The following is a 26,618-nucleotide window of genomic DNA, read 5'->3' as shown; positions in this document are numbered from 1 at the left end:
GCGACAATACGATTGGGTTACCGTTGCTGATAACTATAGCTTAATGGCTGATCGTCTTAGAGGTAATGTGCTTTCAGGTTATTACTCGATTTTATTTGAGTAAGATCATTCGATTTTTTTAGTCGATAATGGCACTTTTGATGATAATAACCACCTGTATTTTAAGAACTATCTTGTATAGCACCCACCCACAGAACAACAGAAAATAGTGGATCAAAATTGTAAATTTGAAACCTGTTTAAATGAACAGTATATTGGTCATGTTTCAGAAGATGCGGTATTTTACCCAATAATGAAAAGTACTTATGTTCCTTTAGTGCTATCTGAACTGATAGAGCGAGCGTGTATTGAATAACCTACTATAAGGAACACAATAATGAAAATATTCCAAACTTTATTTTTATCTCTCGCATTGACCCATATCGCTTTTGCAGAAACTCAAACCATTCAAATTCATCATTCAAATTTTGAATTTAAAACTGTTAAAAATAAAAGTGAAGAAGGCTTTGAACGTAAAGACCTTGAATTATATCGAGATCATAAGAAATTACTCAGTCATACACTGCATTACAATACAGGTGATTGCAGTATTCTCACCACCGAAATCGGTGATTATGAAGTGAAAGGCAATCAACTGATTTTTTACACCTATTGGGCAGCAGGGGATGGTCAGGGCTTGTGGGCTTTTCCCTATGGTGTACGTAAACAGGTCTATGCAGTAGATGCCAAAGGCACAGTCAAACCTGTCAGCGCCTTGATGTATGTGGAAGATATTATGGGCAATCCTTTGGAGCATGATCCACAACAGGAATATTTACAATTTTTAAATCGTCCACCCAAAACAGCTCAACAGCAAAAAACACTGAATGATTATATTCAGGTGATGCAAAGCAGATATCATGCTCGTTTTGTACATGATCAGCAACGTGAACAATTATTAAAAGAGGTGAAAGGCAGGCTAGCAAAACAAATTGCAGTGGAAACTAAAGGCTGGAAAGAACACTTTGGGGCTAAGGTCAGAATGTAGTTGAGAGCTGCTGTCCCATGCTCATAAACTGCATCGGAAATATGGAAAAGTAACATTAAAATTTTAAATCCATATAAAAAATAGTGATTTTTCTCTCTCATTATAGTTATGCAAATCGCTATCTATATGAAAAATAAAAAAGTCATTTATTTTTAATATTTTAAATAGAAATATTCGATTGTTTTAATTGGTTAAATTCGCTGTGATTTACTAAAAAAAACAGCTATGTTTTTAAAGTAGGCCATTCAACAAAACTTACTTTATCTCTTTAATTTATAATTGTATGCGGAGAATAATTATGGATAACAACACGCCAGCTTCAGGTTGCCCATTTCATCAGGCAGGTGGACAAACCAGTGTAGCCAGCACCGACAATACGGATTGGTGGCCAAATGCACTGAACTTAGACATCCTTTCGCAGCATGATACAAAAACCAATCCACTGGATCCTGATTTTGATTATGCCAAAGCATTTAAATCACTTGATCTAGAAGCAGTTAAACAAGATTTAAGAGAACTGATCAACAGCAGTCAAGACTGGTGGCCATCTGACTATGGCAGCTATATTGGTATGTTTGTTCGTACTGCATGGCACTTAGCAGGTTCATACCGTAAACAAGATGGTCGTGGTGGCGCAAATACAGGTAACCAACGTTTTGCACCATTGAACAGTTGGCCTGATAACGTCAATACCGATAAAGGTCGTCGTTTACTTTGGCCCATCAAGAAAAAATACGGTAACAAACTGTCTTGGGGTGACTTGATTGTATTGGCAGGTACAGTTGCGTATGAAGTTGCAGGTTTAAAAACCTTTGGTTTTGGTGGTGGTCGTTTAGATATTTGGGCACCTGAAAAAGACATTTACTGGGGTGAAGAGCGTCAGTGGCTAGCGCCAACCAAAGAACGTTATAAAGATGATCAAGATCGTTCATCTTTGGATAATCCACTTGCTGCAGTTCAAATGGGTCTGATTTATGTCAACCCAGAAGGTGTGGATGGGGTTCAAGACCCACTACGTACCGCGCAGGACATGCGTGTGACCTTTGACCGTATGGGCATGGATGATGAAGAAACCGTTGCACTGACTGTGGGTGGTCATACTGTTGGTAAGGCACATGGTAACGGTAAGGCAGAAAACCTCGGCGCAGATGTTGAAGGTGCAGATGTCGAGTTTCAGGGCTTAGGTTGGCACAACTCAGAAGGCACAGGCAATGGTCCAAATACTATGGTCAGTGGTTTAGAAGGTGCTTGGACAACCCATCCAACCCAATGGGACAATGAATTTCTTTATTTATTATTTACCTATGAATGGGAAAAGACCACCAGCCCAGCAGGCGCAAAACAATGGGAACCCATTAACATCAAAGAAGAAGATAAACCTGTTGATGCATTTAACCCAAATGTGCGCCGTAATCCAATGATGACAGATGCCGATATGGCACTGAAATTTGACCCTGAATACCGCAAAATTGCAGAAGATTTCTATCATAACCCAGACAAATTGGCTGATGTGTTTGCGCGTGCTTGGTTCAAATTGACGCATCGTGATATGGGACCGAAAACCCGTTATTTAGGTGCTGACGTGCCTGCTGAAGATCTAATTTGGCAAGACCCAATTCCAAAAGTAGATTACACACTATCTGATGTGGATATTGTTAGTTTAAAAACTAAATTACTCAATAGTGGATTAACGTCTGCTGAACTGATTGCAACTGCTTGGGACAGTGCACGTACTTTCCGTGGTTCTGACTACCGTGGTGGGGCAAATGGTGCACGTATCCGTCTTGCTCCACAAAAAGATTGGGAAGGAAATGAGCCTGCACGTTTAGCGAAAGTTCTGGCGAAACTTGAAGAAATTCAGAGCACATTGGTTAAAAAAGTCAGCATTGCTGACCTGATTGTTTTGGGTGGTACAGCAGCTGTTGAGAAAGCAGCACGGGATGCAGGTGTGAATGTCAAAGTTCCGTTCCTTGCAGGACGTGGTGATGCAACTCAGGAGCAGACTGATGTTTATTCTTTTGAGGACTTTGAACCTAAAGCGGATGGTTTCCGTAATTTTGTTAAAGCAGACTATGTAGTTCAGCCTGAAGAATTATTGTTAGATCGTGCGCAATTGCTTGGTTTGACTGCACCTGAAATGACGGTATTGGTCGGTGGTTTACGTGTATTGGGCGTGAACTATGCTGACTCAAAACATGGTGTGTTTACGGACAACGTAGGCGTACTCAGCAATGATTTCTTTGTGACATTGACAGACATGTCATATAACTGGAAGCCGACAGGTAAGAACTCTTATAATATTGTGAGCCGTGCGACAGGCGAAACGAAGTATACAGCAACGCGTGTAGACCTTGTGTTTGGTTCTAACTCGATTCTGCGTTCTTATGCTGAAGTGTATGCTCAGGATGATAACAAAGAGAAGTTTGTTAAAGACTTTGTGGCGGCATGGACGAAAGTGATGAATGCGGACCGTTTTGATGTGAAGTAATTAATTTAAGATTTTAAAAAACCGCCTGAGGGCGGTTTTTTGTGGAACAGTGAAATTTCATGTAAAAAGCCTAGGTTTTTTAAACTAGACTTTTTTTATGGATTGCAAGACACTGATTTAAATAAAGTTATACATTGCATTTCGCATAAGGTGTATTATGTTAATTTTAGAAATACTTATAAAAGGTCAAAAGCTGAAAAAAAGATGATATAAAAAATAGAAATAAAACCAACAAGAAGTATAACTATCTTAGTCCCATTTTTTTTTGGCTCTTGATAAGTAGGCTTTTCTATAATTATTGGTTTTTCTATAATTTGGAGTTCTTGCCAAGCTTTCAACTCTTGAGAGCTTACATACCAATCAGTTCTATTTCTCTGAGAAAATTTAGAGTTGTTATAAGAGGAATTAATATCCCTAATTTCGGATAACAATGTGTTAATAAATCTAAATCCTTCTTTTTTAAATCTTTGTATTTCTTCTTGATTTAACTTTATATATAAAAAATGCTCACCATGTGTACCTACCATTATTCCAGCTTCTAAGAGATATTCACCATTTTTTTCAGCAAAACAATAATCTCTATCCATACCTAATATTTTAGGGTGATTAGGCTGATCAGTAGTAATCACTTGGCATAAATACAAGAATCTAAGACAAGCCTGATATTCTGATGCATAGGTTATATTTTCTATAACTTTTCCATCATTAAGAGTTAAGACATGCCAAGACTTATCAATTAATCTTATACACCAGCTCTTCGATTTTTTTTTTAAACATAACTCGTTGCTGTGGCAATTGAGCAGTTTTGCTTTGTCAGGTGAGAACAATGTTTGAATATTATTCAAGTTAAGAGACATACAAGAATAAGTTCCTTTTTTTATATTTAGCAATGTAACAGATATTAAATTAATGTTCTCTCAATGTTTATTTAACATAATGGCGCTTATGCGAAATTAAAAGTTAAATATTATTGTTTTTCAAAAACTTAATTAATTAAAAAATTGTCATTCATCCGTAAAAAAAGCGACTTGAAACATGCCGCTTTGTTTTTGAGCTGTTTTGGTGTCTTTTGCTAATAAATAGACATATTTATTTACAAACCTAATATGCGTTAAGCTAAATTCTTTAGAATACAGACCACATCCCCCTCCAAAGCCTCCCAGTCCTTAAAATCAGGTTCAATCAGTAAAGTCTGAGAAATAAAACCATAGCAAATCCGTTGCACATTTAAACTCATACGTTGCAATTGCTTATCATCCTGTACAAAAGGCACAAGAATACTGCGCCACATCTGTACCATCATAGCGTAACTTTTCTGATAAATTTCAATACTCGAAATCTGCCGTTCCAACAAAAAAGACTGTGCCCATAAAAACTGTTGTGCCTGCATTTGTTGCAACTGAAAATGAATCACCTGCTTTAAATAATCACCCAACAGTAAATTTGTGGATAACTCATACAGACTTTGTGCATAACTTTTTAAAGTTTCAGCATTGGTTTTTACATGCTGATGAATCAGCAAGGCAATCAAATCTTCCTTTCTGGAAAAATACTCATAAAACGTGCCCAAACCCACACCTGCAAGCTCGGTGATTTCGCGAATGGTAATTTCATGCGCAGCACGTTCATGCAAAAGCCGAACAAAACTTTCCATCAGCGCTTCTTGAGTCATACGCGCTCTTGATTGACGGGGCTTACGCCGTACATTGATGCTTGCTAAAGCCATAAAAATAATCCGAACATCCAAGTCTGAATTTTCTTCTATACTGAATGTAATCGGACAAAACAACAAGACAGGAGTTGAAAATGAATACAGCACAATCTCAGGCAATCACAGCATGGCAAACCCACGAGATCAACAATCAGTTTGATGAATTGCAAAACTACAATTTATTCAGCACAGATCAGGTTTTACAAGAAATTCTGCAACGTTATGGCAGTCAGGATCAAAAAACACTGAATGAACTCGCACAGATTGCAGGTTCAGCTGAATACTATCAATATGCAGATTTAGCCAATCGACACACGCCGATTTTGCATGCTTTTGATGCCCGAGGTCGCCGTAAAGATTTCCTTGAATTTCACCCCTCATGGCACAAATGGATGTGTTTAAATCGTCAATATAATACGCATGCATATCCATTTAACCATCCACAATCGCCTTCAAAATGGGTGGATTGGGCTGCACGTTTCTTTCTTGCAGGACAAGTAGAGTGTGGAAATTTATGTCCCAACTCTATGACTTTAGGCAGTATTCCACTACTTCAAAATGAACCTGAACTGTGGGCAAAAGTCGGCGAAAAATTATTATCCAATGAATATGATGAACGCGATGTGCCTATAGCTCAGAAGAAATCCATTTGGGTGGGCATGGGCATGACCGAAAAGCAGGGTGGTTCGGATGTCCGTGCCAATGAAACTTTTGCTTTGCCTGTGGCTGAATTAGGTCGTGGCAAAGCCTATTTACTGACAGGGCATAAATGGTTTTTTTCTGCGCCAATGTGTGATGCGCACTTGGTTGTCGCAAAAACTGAACACGATGGTTTGGCGTGTTTCTTTGTGCCACGTTGGTTGGAAGATGGCACAAAGAATAATATTCACATTCAACGCTTAAAAGACAAAGTCGGCAACCGCAGTAACTCAAGCTCGGAAGTTGAATTTAAAAATGCGTGGGGCATCATGATCGGTGAAGCAGGACGGGGGATTCCCACCATTATTGAAATGGCGAATTACACACGTTTGACTTGTTCTGTCGGTTCAAGTGCGATGCTGCGTCAGGCATTGGTACAGTGCATTGCCTATACCCGTCAGCGTAAAGCTTTTGGGAAACATTTAGCTGAACAGCCTTTAATGCAAGCAGTACTTGCCGATTTGGCTTTGGAAACTGAAGCGGCAATGCAACTCTCATTTCATCTTGCACATTGCTATGAGCATGATGATGCCTTGTCTCAGGCTTGGAAACGCATCATGACCCCTGCAGCGAAGTTTTGGGTGTGTAAACGTACTGTTGAACTGACGGGTGAGATGATGGAAGTCTTTGGTGGCAATGGCTATGTTGATACAGGCATTATGGCACGTATTTTTAAAGAAGCGCCGGTCAATACCATTTGGGAGGGTTCGGGCAATGTCATGTGTCTGGACGTGTTACGTGCCATTCAGCGGGATCGTGAATCTATAGAAGTATTGTTCAAGTCTTGTGCTGAAATTGCTTCACAAGATGTGATTTTACAAAATGAATTACAGTCCTTATTTAAATTATTTAGCAGTTTACAGGCAGATGAATTGCAGTTTATAGCACGTAGTTTGGTCAGCCGTTTGGTCATTCTCGCGCAAGCGATTTTACTGAAACAGTATGCGCCTGACTTTGTTGCCGATGCATTTATTCAAACCCGTTATAGCGAATTTCATGGACGTGTAGTGGGCATGGTCGATGCAAAAGTGGTGGATGTCAAAAGGTTATTGGAAAGAGCTTTGGCTTCTTGATTAACTGATTTTCTATTGTAATATGATGAGCACATTTGATAAAAATGAATGTGTTTATCATTTTATGAAAAAATAATATTATGAATTTTAAAGAAATATTTGAGTTTAAACTTAAGCTAGATTTGGAGTTAATTTCAGTCAAAGCAATTCAAGATTGGGCTGATGCTCAAATTTTAATTGATCATAATAATCAAATTGCTTTACATATTTGCTATTTAAGCAATGATCATGAAGTATTGAATTATATTAGCCATTTGATCATGATTTCTGAAGAGAAAAATCAAAATGAATTAAAATCAGTTGTGGCATTGCAGGTTTTAAAAGAATATTTTCAAAATCATTTGCCTAAAATGTTAGATGATCAATTGGATTTTCATATTGTTAAATTAAGAGAACTAGCATCTTACATTTATGAATTAACTGATTTAAATAAAGTTGTCAGTTTGGATTCTTACATTGTTGCCTATGATGACCAAATTACATTAGCCATTGAAGGTAATGCAGGAATGACACCACAAATGGCTTATAATGAGCTATATCAATATCTTAAAGATTGGATAGAAGAACATATTTAAAAAAAGAGTTTTGAGGAAAAGCTAAGTTGAGTGATGAAGATAAATTACTACTGAAATTTGAACTAGAATTAAAATTGAAATCGCCTGAAGATGTTCAACAATGGGCAATGCAAACTTTAGAAAACGATCCATCAAATCTAATAGCTTTAGATCTTTGTTTTTAATAATGTGCAAGATGTTTATCGTTATTTTAAAAATTTAGAACTTCGTGATTTTGATTCTGATATGGTGAATAGGGCTGTTTATAAAACCTTATACCAATTTTTAGATGACCAAAGTGAATATATTATCAATAAAAATCAAATTGATGCTTTTGTAAAAGATACTTAGAATATAACGCTATACGCAACAAATGAAGAGTTAAATACTTTGGTAAGCTATTATGATAATGAATTTATGATGATTGAGTTAGGTTACAAAGAATTAGAACCTATTGAAATTTTTAATAAATTTATTGTTGAACTAAAAGAGATTTTACTTGGTTTTCTTGATCAAAATTAAGATTTTAGATGATATAAAAACCGCTTGAAAATTACACAAAAAAGCGTAATATCACATTGCTACCAAGAGGTAGTGTATTCATAAAATAGGTCAATCAAATGGCGAAGAAAAAAGCTACGCCAGAAGTTGTGATTCACAACTTTGTGGCGAAACACATGAACGATTTTAACAAAAGCCAAACTTTTGTAGATCGAAAAAAAGATGCAAAACGTGGTTATTCTAAACACAAAAAAGGTCGATATTCTGATGATTATCGACCTTTTTACTTTCTATTACTTTGTTAAAATTGATAAACGATTTAAATTATAAACTGACCACACGAGAAGAGTTTTTCACCATATCTGCTAAGCCATGCGTTTTAAAATAATATTCTAATAAACTTTTAACCATGAGTGGATTATTCATTTTTAAAGATTGATCTAATAGTGCTTGGGCATCAGGCATAGGCACATGACAAATTGCTTTACGTACGCGTAAAATATTACTTGAACTCATAGACAGAGTATTGAAGCCCATCGCCATGAGTAAAATTGCAGTCAATGGATCGCCCGCCATTTCGCCACAAATACTGACAGGTTTATCATACTTATGACATTCTTGTACTAAGCGTGTTAAGGCACGAAGTACCGCAGGATGTGAATGCGAATAAACATTGGCTACACGTGGATTATTACGGTCAACAGCAAGTAAATATTGAGTTAAATCATTAGAGCCGACAGAGAAAAAGTCAACCAAAGGCGCAAACTCATCAATTTGTAAAAGTACACTTGGAACTTCAACCATGATGCCAATTTTAGGTTTGGTGATTCTGACCTGTTCTTCCTCTTGTACAGCCACCCAATCACGCTCAAGTAAATATAATGCTTCTTCAACTTCACTGACACTGGTCACCATAGGCAGTAAAATATGTAAATTATTTAAACCAATACTGGCTTTGAGCATGGCACGGATTTGTGAAGAAAAAATTTCAGGATGATCAAGGGTAAAGCGAATACCACGCCAACCTAATGCTGAGTTTTCTTCTTCAATCGAGAAATAAGGTAAGTCTTTGTCCGCACCAATATCTAGTGTCCGCATGACCACAGGTTTATTGGCAAAGTGGCTGAGTTGTTGGCGGTAAATTGCCCGTTGTTCTTCTTCACCCGGAAAGCGCTCACGCAGCATAAATGGAATTTCAGAACGATATAAACCAACGCCTTTAGCACCACGTTGTACGCCACGAACGACATCAATCATTAAGCCTGTATTGACATAGAGTTTGACTGCAACACCATCAGGTGTGACAGCATCCTTCGTTTCATACTGTTTTAAATCTTTGGCAATTTGTTCTTCTTCTTTTTGAATTTCTTTATAGCGGGTACGCAAGCGACGAGGTGGATTGATAAAAACACGACCTTGATGTGCATCGACAATCATTTCCACATCATCGAGTGTATTGACCGGAAGTTCAGTGACCCCAACGACAGTTGGAATGCCAAGTGCACGTGCGACAATCACCATGTGTGAGTTCATGGCTCCTTCAGTGGTGACAATCGCTGCAATTTTATCGACAGGCAATTCTACCAAGGCGGCAGTAGAGATTTCATCTCCAATCAGAATACTTTCATCTGTCAACTCACGATGACTCGAATCCGCTTCTTGTAAATAGGCTAAAATACGACGACCCAAATCTTTTAAATCTGAGACACGTTCACGTAAATAGTCATCTTCCATTTGTGCAAAGAGCGCAATATGTTTGTCGATGACAATACGTACCGCACCTTGTGCCCAATGACCATCACGAATTTCTGTTTTAATCTCAGACGGTAATGCATTTTCATCAAGCATACGCAAGAACACACTAAACAGGGCACGTTCTTCTGCCATTAATGCGTCTTGCATTTTGTCATCTAGAGACTGAATTTCATTGCGTACTGAAGCAATGGCATGGTCTAAAAGTTGCAACTCTTCACTAATATCGTCTGCTTCACGGTCAGGTACTGCTGCCAGATCTGCGGGTGGATATAAAATGACGGCACGACCAATGGCAATGCCTCCTGAACCTGAAATTCCTTGGAAGGTTTTATAGGTCGGTAAACTATTGGGTTTACGAAAAACATCGATATTACCCACGGCATGAGCATGCGCAATAACACCTGACAGTTGAGCGCACAGTGTGACCAAGAATGACTCAGCCGCTTCGCTGAAATCCTGAGGTTCTTTATTTTGTACCACGAGAACGCCCATCACCTTACGGCGATACATGACAGGTACACCAAGGAAGGAATTATAAATTTCCTCGCCTGTTTCAGGAAAATAGGCAAAGCGTTCATGTTTGAAGGCATTGTCTAAATTGACGATTTCCTCACGTTGCCCAACTAAGCCCACTAAACCTTCACTGGTATGTAATGATACCGTTCCAACAGAGTTTGGGTTTAGTCCTTTGGTTGCCATGAGGACAAAACGTTGATTACGCTCATCCAACAAATAAATGGAGCAGACATCCACGTGCATGGCTTCAGAAACTTGATTGACCATAATTTCTAAAGATTCATGCAAGCTGACCGAGGTATTAATCTCTTGGACAATACGTCTTAGCGTGTCCAGTTGCATGTTCGACATGAATATAAGCTCCTTAAATTTAGATGGTGCTTGAGTTGCAAGATGATCTATTATTTATAGCAGTACCTCCCTGAAAAATCATTTACATTTTTATGGCATTTTCAGGTAAACGCTGTGGCATTTGCATACATAACTCCATCATTGCTTTACGATAAACATCACGTTTAAAATTCACCACTTGTCCAAGTGGATACCAATAGCTGACCCATTGCCATTGATCAAACTCTGGTGGGTCAGAAAGATTCAACTGAATATACTTCGTTGAAGCGACCAATTTTAATAAAAACCATTTCTGCTTTTGTCCAATACATACAGGATCGGAGTCCGATCTAATGTATCGAAGTGGCAAACGATAATGCAGCCAACCTTCGGTTTGCGCAATTATTTGGACATGCTCTGGTAAGAGACCAACTTCCTCATGGAGTTCTCTAAAAAGTGCTTGTTCAGGAGTTTCTCCAAACTGGATCCCTCCTTGAGGAAATTGCCATGCATTGTGACCAATGCGCTTTGCCCATAAGACTTGTCCAATATCATTTGCCAAAATGATCCCGACGTTGGGTCGGAAACCTTCTGAATCGATCATTTGGCTACCTAAAAATTGTGAATTTCATTGACTTTGTATATGGGGACATACACTCTTTTGTCCAACTCGATAAAGTCAAAGTAATAATGTTGTAAAATTGCTATGATCTTACCGAATTTCTATCGACTAGCGGAGATAGATTTACAATTTTTTTCTTAAATTTCAGTTTGAACGAGTATTTTCATGAAATTGGCGTTGTTTGACCTAGATCACACCTTATTAAATACCGACTCTGACCACTCTTGGGGAGAGTTTTTAGTCAATGAAGGCTTGGTCGATCCAGTCCGACATCGTGCAATGAATGATAAATTTTATGAAGACTATAAAGCAGGGCAGCTTGACCCGATTGCGTATAATGAATTTGTTTTTGAGTTTTTAACACAACATGATCATGATTATTTGACCGAGTTGCATCAGTTATTTATGCAAAAAGTCATTCGCCCACAAATGCGTCCTAAAGGTTTTGAAGCAATTCAAAAGCATAAAGATGCAGGGCATGCATTGGTTGGGATTACAGCAACTTCAGACTTTATTACTGCACCAATTTTTCGTGAGTTTGGAATCACGGAAATTATTGCCACCAATGCTGAAGTAAAAGATGGAAAATACACAGGAAAAGTCATCAATATTCCGTGTTATCAAAAGGGTAAATTGGCACGTTTAGATCAATGGTTAGAAGGACGTGATGTCACTGAATCTTGGGCATATTCAGACTCAATCAATGACCGTTTTTTATTAGAATATGCTGATCATGCTTTTGCGATTAATCCAGATGATCGTCTAGAAGCACTTGCTAAAGAGCAAGGTTGGGATATTCAAGATTGGTCGATTTGATTACTTCTGACTTAGATGAATGACAGCACTTCGGTGCTGTTTTTTATTGCCATATTTTGAAAATAATCAGCATCGTGAGAAGATTATATCTATGTCTTAACTTTGTAAATATTTTCAGATGTTTAAGATTTGCTACTTCACTTTAAAATTAAAAATGTTATGTTGAAATAAGAAATTTTAAAACTGATGGAGAAAATAAAATGAGCCAAACACGTCCAAGAATGACCAATTTATTTGAACAATTGGGTTTAGACTCAAGCGAAGCGGGAATTGCAAAATTTATTGAAACACATCAGTTAGATGCAAGTACATTTTTGACTAAAGCTGATTTTTGGACGGAAGCACAACGTCAATTTTTAGCTGAAAAACTCAGTTCAGATGGTGAATGGGCAACGATTGTTGATCAGTTAAATGAATCATTACATGAAGACTCAGTAAAATAGAACGAAACGATATATTTTTTAAAAAAGCTCTCCTCGCTAAACAAGGAGAGCTTTTTTATTTATTTCATCATATCAATAAGTTCTAAAACAGCACGAGATTGACTACGTGCAGGATGCCAAACCATCCCTAATTGGCGATACATATTGACAGGTATATCAAGCTGTTTAAGGTCAGGGTTTAACAAAGTTTTAGGGAGTACAGACCAACCTAAACCGATGGATACAAGCATACGAATGGCTTCGAGTGTGTTATTACTCATCGTAATTTTCGGTTTTAAGCCTTGTTTTTCAAACTCAGCTAAAGTGATTTGACTGGTATATGTTTGTGACGCAGGAATTAAACTTGAATATTCAATTAAGTCTTCAAGTGTTAGATTTTCCTTTTGTGCCAAAGGATGAAATGGTGCAACGACAAAAACCAAAGGGTCATTCCAAATTTTCACATATTTTAGGCGTTCATCACCTTGTGGCGGTAAAGTGAGAAAGGCAAGTTCTAAGTCACCAGCTAAGACTTGTTCATGTGCTTGTTCGGAGTCTACAAAATGCACATCTAAAGTCACATTTGGAAAATCTTGTACATATTTTTTGAGATGTGTTGGCAAGTGATGTAAACCAATATGATGGCTTGTGCCAATTTTTAATTTACCTTGCACCTGTCCTTGTTCGTGACTAAGCGTGTGATGAATATCACCTAGCTCATTTAACCAATTTTTAACTTTAGGAAGCAATGAGTTAGCAGCATGAGTTGCTTGGACGCCACGACCTGCGGACTCAAAAAGTTTGACACCAAAATAATCTTCTAAGCTATGTATTCGTTTGGTGACCGCAGGTTGGGTAATAAACAGTTGTTCTGCTGCCATCGAAATAGACCCAGTTTCCATTACTTTTACAAAAGCTTCAAAGGCAGCAAGATTCATAACAATTTCCATCCATAAAGAATTTTTATGCGTAATTCATTATTCAGAAATTTTAAGAATTAATCAAAGCAATTTTTACTTTTTTTAAATTGCATAAAAAATAACGACGTTTTTTATTTCTCCATAAAAATGCTATACAGATTTTCACGGTATAAAAAATAGAAGGTCTATTTGTAGAAAACGTCATAAAAACAATAAAAAGCGGGTTTTATTTATAGATAGAACATCATCACTTTTAAGCAGTTCAGGATACTTGGTGGATATATTTGAGAGCTTATTAGATTTTTGAATGATCGCTTTATTTGGGTGTGATTGGGTGCTGTATTTTTTCATGAGATGAGCTTGTACGTTATTCTGTTTAGAATGATCAGGATGTTTTCATCGCTGCGGTGGAGGTGGTGATTAACCTCCACAACAGGTTTTTACGATGCTTTTGCTTCTAGTTCTAGAGCTTGTGCTGCTTGAGCATCTTTTTTATTCCATACTTTTTCATGGAAGAAGAAAGCAACAGCTTGAACAGTGGGTTCAAGTAAACTTAATGTGATTGCCATCCATACGTTGCCTGTAACAAGATAGCCCACAAGCATTGCTACTGTAATGTGCATGATGTAGTAGCTTAATGTTTTTTTGAAAATACGTTGATTGGTATGTACGAAATTTTGAATACGAGCCATGAGAATCACCACAAATGTTTTAACTTAAATAAATAATAATCATTATCATTTAAAAAGTAAAAAAGTTTTTTTGATTGATGATGATTGGTTTTGTGAATTAAATCATAAAATGGCGGCTTAATATTTTTTAAAAATATAATTTATAATTAAAAATATTTAAATATAATCACTTAATTATAATTTTTTTAAATATTAGGGGTTGTATGAAATTCAAATTAGGTCTGTTGGGGCTAGCAGTATTGTTCAGTGGTTGTGGTGGAAGCCCGTATTTAAAAGACTTACCTGAAAATGATTTATTAGAAGCCGCGATTGTATCTCAACGTATTGAAAGTGAAATGGCTTTAAAAATGCAAATTTGTGGTGATATTCAGGCATTGGGTCTTGAAACACAACAGGAAGCTAGTGAATATGGACGTGAATTAAAACGTGCTTATGAATATTATGAACGTCAAACGCATTCATTTAATCGAAAAATCCGCCGCTATCTGAACGATTATGAATCACAATATGCTGCAGAATATCGAGATCAAATGAGAGAAGCTAATGTTCAGCTCAATATGCTTCCTGCACGTCTTGCTACAGCGAAGTTTTTTGGCGTCGATAATAAAGAAGTAAAAGAAGCTTTATCAGATGCAAATCCTCATTTTTCATTTTCAAGTGGAAATCCTAACTCGGTGATTATTCTTCAGGCACTTTATGAAAAAGAAAAAAATATTAAATCACAATGTGAAAAACTAATTGCCAATATTTTTGATGATAAAATTCAGCCAGATTTCTCTAAATATGGCAATGAATATAAAAAAATCACAGGGTTAAAAAGCTTAAACAGCACTGATTAATTGTATTTAAACCTATTGCATACTTTTATTGATAAAAGTATGCAATAGGAAATTTAAGACTTTTTTCTTAAAATATCGTTGAGTCATTGCACAGGTGAATAGCAGCATTTTTAAGAGAATATTTTATTCCAAAAAGTTTTTAAATTAATAAAAATGATAAATTAGATTTATGTAAAAACGTGGTTATAATCGAAGTTAATGAAAGAATTACCCAGTCCAGTGGAGCACCTCGACATGGCAGGCGAAAACCAAAAAGCAAAAACATTGTACGATAAATTGTGGGATGACCACTTAGTAAAACAACGAGATGATGGCTCTGCACTTCTTTATATTGACCGTCATTTATTACATGAAGTGACTTCACCACAAGCATTTGAAGGCTTACAACTTGCAGGACGTAAACCGTGGCGTTTAAGTGCTAATGTGGCAACTCCTGACCATAACGTACCCACTTCAAGCAAAGAGCGTACAGCAGGTATTGCAGGGATCGAAGATGATACATCTCGTATTCAAGTACAAACTTTAGATGATAACTGTAAAACATTTAATGTGGTTCAGTTTGACATCAATGATGTTCGCCAAGGGATTGCACATGTTGTTGGTCCTGAGCAAGGTTTAACTTTACCGGGTATGACGGTGGTATGTGGTGACTCACATACAGCAACACATGGTGCCTTTGGTTGTTTGGCGCATGGGATCGGGACATCAGAAGTTGAACATGTATTGGCAACCCAATGCTTAGTTCAAAAGAAAATGAAAAATATGTTGGTGCGTGTTGACGGTAAATTAGGTCAGGGCGTCACACCAAAAGACGTCGTATTGGCAATCATTGGTAAGATCGGTACTGCGGGCGGTACAGGACATGCGATTGAATTTGGCGGTCAAGTCTTCCGTGATATGTCCATCGAAGGGCGTATGACGGTTTGTAATATGGCAATCGAAGGTGGTGCACGTGTGGGTATGGTTGCTGTCGATGACAAAACCATTGAATATGTCAAAGACCGTCCATATGCACCGAAAGGCGAACAATGGGATGCTGCGGTAGCTTATTGGAATACTTTGCATTCTGATGAAGGTGCACATTTCGATACTGTAGTCGTTTTACAAGGTGAAGAGATTGAACCACAGGTCTCTTGGGGAACTTCACCTGAGATGGTCATTCCAGTGTCTCAAGCAGTACCAACATTAGAACAAGCCAAAGATGACGTACAACGTAATGATTGGACACGTGCTTATCAATACATGGGTTTAAATGGTGGTCAAGCATTGGCTGATATCCAATTAGATCGTGTATTTATTGGTTCATGTACCAATTCTCGTATCGAAGATATTCGTGCAGCGGCTGAAGTGGCTAAAGGCAAGAAAGTTGCATCTACGATTAAACAAGCGATGGTTGTACCGGGTTCAGGTTTAGTCAAAGCACAAGCAGAAGCTGAAGGTTTGGATAAAATCTTGATCGAAGCGGGCTTTGAATGGCGTGAGCCGGGTTGTTCAATGTGTTTAGCGATGAACGCTGACAAATTACAGCCGGGTGAGCACTGTGCTTCGACGTCAAACCGTAACTTTGAAGGTCGTCAAGGTAATGGTGGGCGTACCCATTTGGTGAGTCCAGCAATGGCGGCAGCGGCTGCAATTGCAGGTCATTTTGTTGATGTGCGTTCGTTCTAATTTGGACTAATAGGAGCAAAGATAATGAAAAAATATACCGTTGAACAAGGTATCGTTGCACCATTAGACCGTGCCAATGTCGATACAGATTTAATCATTCCAAAACAGTTTTTGAAATCAATCAAACGTACAGGTTTTGGTGAAAATTTATTTGATGAATTACGTTATTTAGATGAAGGTTTTCTAGGACAAGACAATTCTAAACGTCCTAAAAATCCTGATTTTGCCTTGAATCAACCACGTTACCAAGGTGCAACGGTTTTGATTTCTCGTGCTAACTTCGGTTGTGGTTCAAGTCGTGAACATGCGCCTTGGGCGTTGGAAGAATATGGTTTCCGTACGGTCATTGCACCAAGTTATGCGGACATTTTCTTTAATAACAGTTTTAAAAATGGCATGTTACCTGTCATTTTGTCAGAAGAAATTGTTGATCAATTATTCAAAGAATGTTTTGCAACCGAAGGTTATCAGTTAACGATTGATTTAGAAGCGCAAGAAGTTCGCACACCAAACGGTGAAGCATTTAAGTTTGAAGTTGATCCATTCCGTAAACACTGTTTATTGAATGGCTTGGATGATATTGGTTTAACTTTACAAGCGGCAGATGAGATCAAAGCTTATGAAGAAAAAACCAAAGCTGCTCGTCCGTGGGTTTTCTCTGACATACAGGCTTAATTGCATAATAGATAGCGTGAAGGTTCAACTCTTGCTAACATGTGGAACATAAGAATATATATGTTTTAGGTGGCAGGGTTGGACCAAAATAATGATTAAGGTCTTTGATTATCGTATTGTACTAGGTGCATTGGGTCTTTTATTGAGTGCATGTCAAACATCGGACTTTTCACGCATTCAAAAAGCGGAAACCCAATATTATGATCCACGCAATAATGTCAGTATTTATTGCACGGGAGCAGAAAACTGTGAATTTAGCCGACTCAATAGCATCACGTTGATCGATGAAAATACCCATCGTATTCATAAAGATGCATTGAAAACAGGTTATCTCAAGCTTTCAAGTCAAGATCCGAAAAATCACGCTGTGTATTTGACAATACCTGCAAATCAGTATGAATTAGTGATACGTTTTTATCCTATTTCTCAACAACATGCTGAAGTTTTTCATGTGATTCATCGTTTTAAAGCGAATCAGCAATATACCTTTAAAATGTATCGTAAACGCTCTGAAAGTGCAGGAAGTTTATTGAATGTATCAGCACCTTCACCGCTATGTGTCGATTTGCTGCAAGAGAAACGCACCATACGTCGTTTTTGCCGTCCCTATAATGCAGAGACAGGCTTAAGTGAATATATTGAACAAAAAATTTAAACTTACTTGGCGGTTTAACTGTCAACAATGAAAATGGAAATACAAATGTCTAAACAAATTTTGATCTTGGCGGGTGATGGGATTGGTCCTGAAATTGTTGCTGCTGCTGAAAAAGTCCTGACCAGCGTCAATGAAAAATTTAATTTAGGTTTAACGTGGGAACATGGTTTGCTCGGTGGTGCTGCGATTGATGCACATGGTTCACCTTATCCAGAGGTCACTGCTGAGCAAGCAAAAAAAGCGGACGCGATTTTATTAGGTGCTGTGGGTGGTCCAAAATGGGATACGATTGAGCGTTCAATCCGCCCTGAACGTGGTTTATTAAAAATTCGTAGTGAATTGAATTTATTTGCAAACTTACGTCCTGCGATTCTTTACCCACAACTTGCTGATGCTTCAAGCTTAAAACCAGAAGTGGTGTCAGGCTTAGATATTTTGATCGTACGTGAACTGACAGGTGGGATCTACTTCGGTCAACCACGTGGTATCCGTGAACTGGAAAATGGTGAGAAGCAGGGCTATAACACTGATGTTTATGCTGAATCTGAGATCAAACGTATTGCCAAAGTTGCTTTTGAAATGGCAAATTTACGTGGTGGCAAAGTCTGTTCAGTCGACAAAGCCAATGTCCTTGAAGTGACAGAGCTTTGGAAACAAACGGTAACTGCATTGAAAGAAGAACAATATCCAAATATTAATCTTTCACACATGTATGTCGACAATGCTGCAATGCAACTTGTACGTGCACCTAAACAGTTTGACGTGATTGTAACAGGTAACTTGTTCGGTGACATTCTCTCTGACGAAGCTGCAATGTTAACGGGTTCTATTGGTATGTTGCCATCAGCATCTTTGGATGAAAATGGTAAAGGGATGTATGAACCATGTCATGGTTCTGCGCCAGACATCGCAGGTCAAAACGTAGCGAATCCGCTTGCGACCATTCTTTCTGTTGCAATGATGCTGCGTTATACCTTCCGTGAAGAAGCGGCTGCTAAAGCGATTGAAGACGCTGTAGGTAACGTTTTAGATCAAGGTTTGCGTACAGGTGATATCATGTCAGAAGGCATGAATCAAGTCGGTACAGTAGAAATGGGTGATGCAGTCGTTGCAGCACTCGCTTAATATTTTATTTTAGATATCATATAAACGCAGCTTAGGCTGCGTTTTTTTATATAAAAAATTTAGTCTTTAGCAAGCTCGTCCTGTATAGTGAACAGCTTTCGCAATATTTTGATCTAACTCAAAAATGATTTTACATTGGAAGTGAATATCATAACTACTTGCACCAGACTGTACTTTACCTAGATGTGCATCCCCTTGTGGAATAGGAATATTTAAAGGACGATAAACAGTATAAATTATTTGTGATTCAGTTATTTGTGGTGATTTGCTCTGATAGCCTAATTTTTTAAAATTCAAGTTATCTTGGATATTTTGACTGGATTGACCAAGAAATTGATGTAAATATGCATTGAGATCATAAGGACGATTAAGCTCAGTTTGACATGCGATTAAGCCTAAACCTATACAACACACCCCGATGAAAGACATAATTTTTTGCATAAATATTTTTCCTCATGTCCAACACATTATTGATATTGACATTCCTGATCAGTGTAGTAAAAAATTTCATGATGTAGTGTTGTTTGATTGCTAAAACAGCATTTAAAAATAAAAATCAAAGATGATTAGGATTAGAAAATGAAAAAGATAACGCTGTGTTTGGGTGTAATATGCCTGTCAAGTTTTGCATTTGCAGATAATTGTGACAATGCACGTAATGCTTATGATGATATTTATTGTAGTAATAAAATTTATGCCAGCGCAGATGCTGAATTAAATAAAAATTATCAATTGCTCAGAAGTAAGTTAACAACAAATCAAAAAACGATTTTAAAACGTTCTCAAATTTCTTGGATCAAAGCGCGTGATGCACAATGTTCAGATGAAGCAGAACGTACAGTTTTTGTGAACTGTAATTTAGAGAAAACACAAGAACGCAACGCTTGGTTAAGAGAGCGAATTCGTGAGTGTGATACGGTGGGTTGTAAAAATAGTACGCTGAATTAAAACATTAAAAAAGCCACAAGGGTGGCTTTTTGCTTGCTAAAACTTAGCGTGCACGGTATGTAATACGACCTTTACTTAAGTCGTAAGGTGTCATTTCGACTTTTACACTGTCGCCAGTTAAAATACGAATATAATGTTTACGCATTTTACCAGAAATGTGTGCAATCACTTCGTGACCGTTTTCTAAACGCACACGGAACATAGTATTAGGAAGCGTTTCGGTGACAACGCCTTCGAACTCGATAAGTTCCTCTTTATTGGCCATAGCCTACCTGATGATCAAATTGGAAAGGCGCAAATTATAGGCAAAAAAATAGAAAAAAACAAGTCGGCAGTCAGTTATAGCGAAGTAAATGTAGTCAAAATAGACGAACAAAGAAATAAATTATTTCAACAAAAAGTTGCTTATATGTGTTGTCAGTTTGGTCAATCGTCTGTAATCTAAATCTTATGATTTAAGTATAAATGAATAAGATACAAGGAAGGGCACTGCGTGAGTCAGCTAACTGATGCTTCGGTTGTTTTGCGATTAGGCTATCAAGCAATTCGTCGTGCGGGATTGCCAACTGAAGAACTATTATCAAAAGCCGGTGTGGCATTAAATCAAATTGATCAAAATGCCCGTACTCCTTTAAGTGCGCAATATGCTTTTTGGATTGCCGCTGAAGAGGTGAGTAAGGATCCAGACATTGGATTACATCTTGGTGAACATTTACCATTATACCGTGGGCAAGTGATTGAGCATTTGTTTATTTCAAGTGAAAACTTCGGTGAAGGGCTCAAACGAGCATTGGCATATCAACGGTTAATTAGTGATGCTTTTCATGCCAAGTTGGTCGTTGAGAACGATGGACGGTGTTATCTAACCAATGGTGAGCAACCATGGGGGGAAAATATTGTCAATCGGCATTTTTCTGAATGTGCATTGTCAGGAATTTTACGCTTCTTTAAGTTTATTACCGAAGGGCGCTTTCAGCCTATTTATATCGATTTTAACTTTAGTGAAGGTGCTTCCGATGATGAATATTTTCGTGTGTATGAGTGTCCTGTAAGTTTAGGACAAAAAGAAACCCGTTTATATTTTGATGCTGCGATTTTGGATTATCCTTTGTGGCAAGCGGAACCTGAACTTCTACAGTTGCATGAGCAGCTTGCGATTGAAAAATTGCAAGAGTTAGCACGTTATGATTTGGTCGGTGAAGTACGTCGTGCGATTGGTTCAACTTTAGAAAGTGGTGAAACAACCCTTGAAACTGTCGCTGCTCAATTGCACATTACGCCACGTCGTTTGCGTACTCAATTGTCTGAAGCAAATACGAGTTTTCAGCAGATTCTTTCTGATTACCGTTGTCGTTTAGCCAAGAAACTTTTGGCAAACACCAATGAAAGTGTTGAGCGCATCGTATATCTGACGGGCTTTTCTGAGCCGAGTACTTTCTATCGTGCATTTAAGCGTTGGACGAACGAAACACCTGTCGAATATCGAAAACGTAAACAGCATTAAGTAAGAGTATCACTCACGATACAAAGCTTCGGGTGTTATGAACCGAAGCTTTTTGCATTCTAAGTAAGAGCAAACATACATTGTTTGTAGCATGAGTAATACAGAGTCAGTTTAAGTTTATTCAGGCATGTTGAGCCAATGTGGTCCCAAAGGCATTTGGGGTAATTCAAATTGCTCAGGATAATCCGCATGGATGAAATATAAACCATCTGGAGGCGCGGTAATTCCTGCTGCTTTACGGTCTTCGGCTGCAAAAATTTCATCAATATGATCAATCTCATACATTCCTTGTCCGATTTCTAATAAACATCCCATAATGTTACGTACCATATGATGTAAAAAACCATCTGCTTGGATATCAAGAACAAGATAATTGCCGTGACGGATCAAGCGACAATGCTTTACATGGCGTACAGGTTGATTTGATTGACAGGCTGCGGCACGAAAGCTTTCAAAATTATGTGTGCCTTCAAATTTCTTGGCAGCAGCAATCATTTTGTCTACATCAAGCGGGTAGTAGGCATGTGTGACTTGCTTAAAGAGTAATGCAGGACGGCTCGGTGATTGATAAACTACATAACGATAACGGCGAGCTTTGGCTTTAAAGCGTGCATGAAAATCATGATCCATTTCCTTGATCCACTGGATAGAAATGTCTTTCGGAAGTTGGCTATTTGCACCCATGAGCCAGCCACGCATCGGGCGAATTGCGTTGGTGTCAAAATGCGCCACCATATTGGTTGCATGTACGCCTGCATCTGTACGACCTGCACCATGTAAAATAATCGGCTCATCGGCGATGGTGCTGAGCACTTTTTCCATGGTTTCCTGAATGCTGCGTACGCCAGCCTGTTGAGTCTGCCAACCTTTATATCGAATGCCACAAAACTCAATACCAATTGCAAAGCGTTGCATAATTACCTCTATTCAGGCTGATTGTTTAAGTGATCATACCCAATGGTCATGCCACTGTTGGGAGCTTGGGTATTGTAAATAAATTTTTAAGATTTTGGCATAGAGATCGGCTTGGCTTTGAGCATCACTGCATAAAATGTTGGCATCTTGTATCCATTGACTGACCGCATAACGTTGGTCTAAGCCGCCAAAAGGGACTTGGCTGCTTAAAATTACACAGCAACCATGCGCTTTTAAGCGTTTTAAATATTGAATAATCGTGGCGTTAACCGCTAAATTTCCAACACCGTAAGCCTGCAAAATGAGAAAATGAGGTGCTTTATGCAGTAAAGTAGCGAGATTATTTTCCAGTTGTTGTTGTTCAATCGGTAAGATCATCCAATTGAGAATATTCAGCTGTTGTGCTTTTTCTATGTCGACTTGGTCAATAATATAGGCTTGATTTTGAGAAGGAAAAATATTCTTCTGCAAATTTTCAACCTTTTGACCATGAAAAGCATCTAAAGTCGTACCATGAAATTTTAAAGCAGTACGGGCATAAAAGACTTGGTGATAAAACGCTAAATACACACCTGAAGGAACTTTTGTCAAATTTTCTAGCGCAGTGTTGAGGTTGTCCATTGCATCGCTCAATTCACGTATACCATCGCCTTGAGTGTCTAATAGCGGATATTGGCTTCCTGTCAGGATCACTGTGCAAGAGTCGGCTAAAAAGCGTGACAGTACAGCAGCAGCGTAACTGAGTGTATCTGTTCCATGAATCACCACAAAATATTCAAAAGCATGTTGTAGGTTTTGAATTTGCTGAATGAGTTTCAACCAAACTTGGGCAGTGCAAGCACTGCTGTCTAGGATTGCAGGTGCTTTAAAGCATTCTATCTGTAAATGTGATGGTAATACTTTTTCAAGCTTTGGAATAAACTCGGTTTCAGGCATAGGTGCTAAAGGTTCGCCTATACACCCAAAAGTTCCACCCATGTAAATTAAGGCAATTTTTTTGTTCATCATTTTCAGGCTCAGGATGTTTTGTTCGCTGTTTTCAAGTGGCTGAATGGGCTTAATTTTTGAGGCTGCATAATAAAAAAAGCAGCCATCTAGGACTGCTTTATCTTAAAACGAATTATATTATGATGCTATTTGATTAAGTAAGTTTTGTGACTGTAACTTTTGCTCAGTTGAATAATGATCCTGATCTTGCGCTAAGAGTTGGCGTGCAGCATCGTATGCACCCAAAGTAATATATTGTTCAGCAAGATCTAAGTTTAATTCAATTTCATTTGTATTTAAAAGATCTGGAAATGCTTGCGCTAAAGGGTCAAGCGTTGCTGCTGTTTCTTGAATCTGACTTTGAGCTTGAGAATCTAGGCTTGGTACAATTTGCGGTTCATTAACATCAAAATTAAAGTTTGGTGCTGGCTCTATTGCAAAGCTATCTAGTTTAAAGTCTAAGCTATGCTCTGAGATCGTTGGCTCAGACGTTGCTGTATCGATGTTAATCGACTCTGAACTGCTTGGTGTAACAGGTGCTTCAAAATCGAGTTTAAATTCACTTAAGCTTTCTACTGGAGATGTGAGCTTAGTCACTGTTTCAGTTGGGGGGGATACAGCATCTAGGCTAAATTCAAGTGGTGTCTTGTTTTCAGGCGCTACGACAAATTCTTCAACGACAGGTGATGCTGTAGGTGTTTCTAAACTAAAGCTAAAATCTAATGCATCGCGTGTTTGTGGTTTATCTGTATGTGTTCCAGGTTGAGTTAAATCAAATGCGAGTGCATTATTTTCAGTTTCTGCTTTTTCTTCAGCAGGTGTTGCAACTTTTTCAGTGGTTAAACTTGGTGTGAACTCTAAATCAACATGTTCATTTGATACTGTACTTTCAGGCGTCGCTAAAGTTTTCTCATCTGCTAATTCAATTGGTTGAGGTTCATTTTTTGCACTTGGACTATATTCATTTTGCAGTAAATCAAAACTGTTATTGTTTGTTGGTTTATGATCAACTAATGCGTCAAAAGCATCTGCGGGAACTGGATTTTGGATCACAGAAGTAATTGTTGGTGTTGTTGCTTCAGTCGATGTTTTAAACTCAATAACTTCAATGGTTTGTGCATCAATTTGAGTTTTTTTATCTTCAATTTGTTGAGCGATATCATGCAAATTTAAAGAGCGTAAATACTGAACCAATTGATTAATTGCAAATTCATCTTTTTGTGCTAAATGAATGTCCAATAAGTACAAATATAAGCCATGTTGACGGTTGTCTTGGTTCAAGGCTAAATTGATCTGAGCTTCAGCAGCAGAATAATTTTTAGCGCTGATTAAACTTTCAATTTTTTGCTTTAAATCGGCACTGACAGCTATAACTTGATCTTGAACAACAGGTTCTGGTTCAGATACTTGTGTTTGTTGACGCTGACTCGTACGGGCACTTTTCGCCACATTCTTTTTGGCTGTTTTTTTGTTGCTGACTTTTTTGTTGGTCTTACTGCGGTCAGCATCCTGATTGTTTGCTTCACGTTTTTTTAAGACAATCGCAACCACTAATAATAAAACAAAAGGAATGATATACAACAACATATTCGGTTACCCCTTCATTGTATCCAATGAACCTTAATTTAAAAAATACGTGAATTACTTAGGTTTTCTTGCTTGAGCTTGCTGTTGCAATTGTTGCTGAATTTGAGCAAGTCGTGCATTGAGCAATTGAATTCGATTGTTCTTTTGATTTAGAGCTGAACTCAATTGCGTCACGTTATTTTGTAATTTAACTGTTTTTTCACGTGCTGTCATAACTTTTACAGATAATTCTGCTGAAGTTGTTTTTTGTAGACCATTTTGATGTGCTGCGGATGTCGTTTGTGATGGCTTTTGATCTGCAACAATACTCATTTCTGCTTGGTTGAGACGATATTTGGTTTTGGTGTTGGCTCTTTGTTGTGCAGTTGGTGGTGGAGCAGGTTTAAATTTTTGCTGCGCATTCGGCATTGGTTGTGCAAGATTTAAAGCCACACCTTGACGCAATCGGTTGGGATTACCTTGTACAAAAGCTTGAGGATTATTGGCTTGTAATTGGCGCATTACTTCTGGAATGCTTTGTTTGGTTTTTGCTGCAATTTTACTTGCAATAGACCATAAAGACTCATTGGCTTGGACAGTATGTTGTCCTTTTATTGCAGCCGATGCAGCTTTTGCTTGTGGTGTAGCTTGTGTATTTTGTGGTTTATTGGTTGTTTGAGGTTGTGGCTTAGCTTTGGGGTTTACTTGTGCCATGTGTTGTTGTGGTATAGGTTTTGGGGTTATTTGGGCTGTTTCAGTCTTCTGTGTTGGAACAGGGTGATGCTTCAAGAAAGCAGCACGTGTTGCTTCACGATCTTCACGTATCTGATGGGGATTATTATTTTGAATAGAAGGTTGCGATGCTGAAGACGTGTTCGCCGTATTGGTGGCTGTACTTAATGCAGGCAGTGCTACTGTTGAAATAGCGAGATTGTTTGCTATAGCCGTGTCTTGTTTTACTGGCTGAGATGGTTGTAGCGAAGCACTTTCAGGTAAATTTAAAGCAATATCCTTTTCACTAACAATCATTTGTGGGGTCAGTGCTGTTTCATTACTCGGCATTGCCATTGGCGGGGGCGCTGTTTTGGTACGCGGTAAGCTGGCTTTGACTTGTTGGATATAAGTTGAACTACCTTCCTGAATTTTCAATAAAATATTCAGTTCTGGTTCAATCACAGGGCGAGAAGAGGTAATGACAATGACGCCACTGCCATCACCTGAACGACGTGTAAAAAAGTTTAAATGTCCAGGCGGTTGATGCGATGCACGAATATTCATCATATCTTCTGCTGATGCAAGATTAACATCAATTTTTTCGTTTGGATTCGAATTGCTAAATTTCATCTCTGCATAGAGTAAATCTCCTGAACTCGACTGAATTTGAATTGGATCAAGTTGAATTGCAGATACAGATTGTGATGCAATAATAGCTAATATGGCAATTTTTAGTTTGTTATATACGGTCATCGCTTTCATTGCTCTAATGAAATTGTCGTCAATTAACTAAGCACGGATTTGCTTAGTTATATCCCCAAATAAATTTTTAACCGTATAGTTACACAAAAAAACCGAACTTTACAGTTCGGCTTTCATTATTTGACTAAAAATTT

27 protein-coding genes are annotated in these 26,618 nt (G+C 38.0%); 15 read left to right on the top strand and 12 right to left on the bottom strand.

Annotation, left to right across the window (positions count from 1 at the left end; all coding sequences use genetic code 11):
* The first annotated feature begins 376 nt into the window (after nt 1-376).
* Both HUV91_RS13935 and katG read left to right on the top strand, forming a co-directional pair.
* Nucleotides 377-1,027, top strand: a complete 651-nt coding sequence (locus HUV91_RS13935; protein WP_174493799.1) for a hypothetical protein — start codon at nt 377-379, stop codon at nt 1,025-1,027.
* 298 nt (nt 1,028-1,325) lie between these two features.
* On the top strand, nt 1,326-3,515 hold the full coding sequence (gene katG / locus HUV91_RS13930) for a catalase/peroxidase HPI (RefSeq protein ID WP_174493798.1): 2,190 nt from the start codon (nt 1,326-1,328) through the stop codon (nt 3,513-3,515).
* Between the two features lie 176 nt (nt 3,516-3,691).
* Here the strand turns inward: katG and HUV91_RS13925 are convergent, their stop codons facing one another.
* Together HUV91_RS13925 and HUV91_RS13920 are read right to left on the bottom strand one after the other, a co-directional pair.
* The gene (locus HUV91_RS13925; RefSeq protein ID WP_130072155.1) at nt 3,692-4,372 is read right to left on the bottom strand and encodes a hypothetical protein; all 681 of its coding nucleotides are present in this window, start codon (nt 4,370-4,372) and stop codon (nt 3,692-3,694) included.
* Nucleotides 4,373-4,626: 254 nt separating this feature from the next.
* Entirely contained in the window at nt 4,627-5,241 is a 615-nt protein-coding gene (locus HUV91_RS13920) for a TetR/AcrR family transcriptional regulator (RefSeq protein WP_174493797.1), read from the bottom strand.
* Nucleotides 5,242-5,321: 80 nt separating this feature from the next.
* On the opposite strand from HUV91_RS13920, the gene HUV91_RS13915 reads away from it, so the two are divergent.
* The 4 genes from HUV91_RS13915 to HUV91_RS13900 all read left to right on the top strand — a co-directional run bounded on the left by HUV91_RS13915 (nt 5,322) and on the right by HUV91_RS13900 (nt 8,358).
* Complete coding sequence (locus HUV91_RS13915; protein WP_174493796.1) at nt 5,322-6,998, top strand: acyl-CoA dehydrogenase family protein; 1,677 nt, start codon at nt 5,322-5,324, stop codon at nt 6,996-6,998.
* A gap of 80 nt (nt 6,999-7,078) precedes the next feature.
* Nucleotides 7,079-7,573 carry a hypothetical protein gene (locus tag HUV91_RS13910; protein ID WP_174493795.1) on the top strand — a complete coding sequence of 165 codons (495 nt, stop codon included), beginning with the start codon at nt 7,079-7,081 and terminating at the stop codon, nt 7,571-7,573.
* Nucleotides 7,574-7,599: 26 nt separating this feature from the next.
* Nucleotides 7,600-7,737, top strand: a complete 138-nt coding sequence (locus HUV91_RS13905) for a hypothetical protein (protein WP_174493794.1) — start codon at nt 7,600-7,602, stop codon at nt 7,735-7,737.
* 435 nt (nt 7,738-8,172) lie between these two features.
* Entirely contained in the window at nt 8,173-8,358 is a 186-nt protein-coding gene (locus HUV91_RS13900) for a DUF7230 family protein (protein ID WP_130072151.1), read from the top strand.
* A 19-nt stretch (nt 8,359-8,377) separates the two neighbouring features.
* Here HUV91_RS13900 and ptsP read toward each other — a convergent pair whose 3' ends face one another.
* Both ptsP and HUV91_RS13890 read right to left on the bottom strand, forming a co-directional pair.
* Nucleotides 8,378-10,675, bottom strand: coding sequence for a phosphoenolpyruvate--protein phosphotransferase (gene ptsP, locus HUV91_RS13895; protein WP_130072150.1), 2,298 nt, complete (start codon nt 10,673-10,675; stop codon nt 8,378-8,380).
* Between the two features lie 82 nt (nt 10,676-10,757).
* Nucleotides 10,758-11,258, bottom strand: coding sequence for an RNA pyrophosphohydrolase (locus tag HUV91_RS13890; protein WP_130072149.1), 501 nt, complete (start codon nt 11,256-11,258; stop codon nt 10,758-10,760).
* 183 nt (nt 11,259-11,441) lie between these two features.
* On the opposite strand from HUV91_RS13890, the gene HUV91_RS13885 reads away from it, so the two are divergent.
* Nucleotides 11,442-12,092: an HAD family hydrolase gene (locus tag HUV91_RS13885; protein WP_174493793.1), complete on the top strand. Its 651-nt coding sequence runs from the start codon at nt 11,442-11,444 to the stop codon at nt 12,090-12,092.
* Between the two features lie 200 nt (nt 12,093-12,292).
* Nucleotides 12,293-12,535: a DUF2789 domain-containing protein gene (locus HUV91_RS13880; RefSeq protein WP_174493792.1), complete on the top strand. Its 243-nt coding sequence runs from the start codon at nt 12,293-12,295 to the stop codon at nt 12,533-12,535.
* A gap of 59 nt (nt 12,536-12,594) precedes the next feature.
* Here HUV91_RS13880 and HUV91_RS13875 read toward each other — a convergent pair whose 3' ends face one another.
* A complete protein-coding gene (locus tag HUV91_RS13875; protein WP_130072146.1) occupies nt 12,595-13,452 on the bottom strand; it encodes a LysR family transcriptional regulator in 858 nt (285 codons plus the stop codon).
* Between the two features lie 422 nt (nt 13,453-13,874).
* On the bottom strand, nt 13,875-14,132 hold the full coding sequence (locus HUV91_RS13870) for a DUF2061 domain-containing protein (protein ID WP_171457442.1): 258 nt from the start codon (nt 14,130-14,132) through the stop codon (nt 13,875-13,877).
* 197 nt (nt 14,133-14,329) lie between these two features.
* Between HUV91_RS13870 and HUV91_RS13865 the strand changes: the two genes are divergently transcribed.
* From HUV91_RS13865 to leuB, 5 genes are all read left to right on the top strand, one after another.
* Nucleotides 14,330-14,965, top strand: coding sequence for a hypothetical protein (locus tag HUV91_RS13865; RefSeq protein ID WP_174493791.1), 636 nt, complete (start codon nt 14,330-14,332; stop codon nt 14,963-14,965).
* A 234-nt stretch (nt 14,966-15,199) separates the two neighbouring features.
* Entirely contained in the window at nt 15,200-16,633 is a 1,434-nt protein-coding gene (gene leuC, locus HUV91_RS13860) for a 3-isopropylmalate dehydratase large subunit (protein ID WP_130072143.1), read from the top strand.
* Between the two features lie 24 nt (nt 16,634-16,657).
* Nucleotides 16,658-17,308: a 3-isopropylmalate dehydratase small subunit gene (leuD, locus tag HUV91_RS13855; RefSeq protein WP_174493790.1), complete on the top strand. Its 651-nt coding sequence runs from the start codon at nt 16,658-16,660 to the stop codon at nt 17,306-17,308.
* A 91-nt stretch (nt 17,309-17,399) separates the two neighbouring features.
* Nucleotides 17,400-17,963 (top strand): hypothetical protein, encoded by a 564-nt coding sequence (locus tag HUV91_RS13850; RefSeq protein ID WP_174493789.1) that lies wholly within the window; start codon nt 17,400-17,402, stop codon nt 17,961-17,963.
* Between the two features lie 45 nt (nt 17,964-18,008).
* The gene (gene leuB, locus HUV91_RS13845; protein ID WP_174493788.1) at nt 18,009-19,088 is read left to right on the top strand and encodes a 3-isopropylmalate dehydrogenase; all 1,080 of its coding nucleotides are present in this window, start codon (nt 18,009-18,011) and stop codon (nt 19,086-19,088) included.
* Between the two features lie 66 nt (nt 19,089-19,154).
* Here the strand turns inward: leuB and HUV91_RS13840 are convergent, their stop codons facing one another.
* Nucleotides 19,155-19,529 (bottom strand): hypothetical protein, encoded by a 375-nt coding sequence (locus HUV91_RS13840; RefSeq protein WP_174493787.1) that lies wholly within the window; start codon nt 19,527-19,529, stop codon nt 19,155-19,157.
* A gap of 138 nt (nt 19,530-19,667) precedes the next feature.
* Between HUV91_RS13840 and HUV91_RS13835 the strand changes: the two genes are divergently transcribed.
* Nucleotides 19,668-20,036 (top strand): lysozyme inhibitor LprI family protein, encoded by a 369-nt coding sequence (locus HUV91_RS13835; RefSeq protein ID WP_130072478.1) that lies wholly within the window; start codon nt 19,668-19,670, stop codon nt 20,034-20,036.
* A gap of 43 nt (nt 20,037-20,079) precedes the next feature.
* Here HUV91_RS13835 and infA read toward each other — a convergent pair whose 3' ends face one another.
* Entirely contained in the window at nt 20,080-20,301 is a 222-nt protein-coding gene (gene infA, locus HUV91_RS13830) for a translation initiation factor IF-1 (protein WP_004692529.1), read from the bottom strand.
* Between the two features lie 228 nt (nt 20,302-20,529).
* Here infA and HUV91_RS13825 point away from each other — a divergent pair, with 228 nt between their 5' ends.
* On the top strand, nt 20,530-21,540 hold the full coding sequence (locus tag HUV91_RS13825; RefSeq protein WP_130072138.1) for an AraC family transcriptional regulator: 1,011 nt from the start codon (nt 20,530-20,532) through the stop codon (nt 21,538-21,540).
* A gap of 117 nt (nt 21,541-21,657) precedes the next feature.
* Here HUV91_RS13825 and truA read toward each other — a convergent pair whose 3' ends face one another.
* The 4 genes from truA to HUV91_RS13805 form a co-directional block, all read right to left on the bottom strand.
* Nucleotides 21,658-22,455, bottom strand: a complete 798-nt coding sequence (gene truA, locus HUV91_RS13820; RefSeq protein ID WP_130072137.1) for a tRNA pseudouridine(38-40) synthase TruA — start codon at nt 22,453-22,455, stop codon at nt 21,658-21,660.
* 33 nt (nt 22,456-22,488) lie between these two features.
* Entirely contained in the window at nt 22,489-23,460 is a 972-nt protein-coding gene (locus HUV91_RS13815; protein WP_174494006.1) for an asparaginase domain-containing protein, read from the bottom strand.
* Between the two features lie 120 nt (nt 23,461-23,580).
* Complete coding sequence (locus tag HUV91_RS13810; protein ID WP_174493786.1) at nt 23,581-25,029, bottom strand: hypothetical protein; 1,449 nt, start codon at nt 25,027-25,029, stop codon at nt 23,581-23,583.
* 54 nt (nt 25,030-25,083) lie between these two features.
* On the bottom strand, nt 25,084-26,475 hold the full coding sequence (locus HUV91_RS13805; RefSeq protein WP_174493785.1) for a hypothetical protein: 1,392 nt from the start codon (nt 26,473-26,475) through the stop codon (nt 25,084-25,086).
* Nucleotides 26,476-26,618: the final 143 nt, after the last annotated feature.

The sequence above is a fragment of the Acinetobacter sp. Marseille-Q1623 genome, from assembly GCF_902809895.1.
Taxonomy (GTDB): Bacteria; Pseudomonadota; Gammaproteobacteria; order Pseudomonadales; family Moraxellaceae; genus Acinetobacter; species Acinetobacter piscicola_A.
Note: the sequence above shows the minus strand (reverse complement) of the source record. Positions and strands in the feature narration are given on the sequence as shown.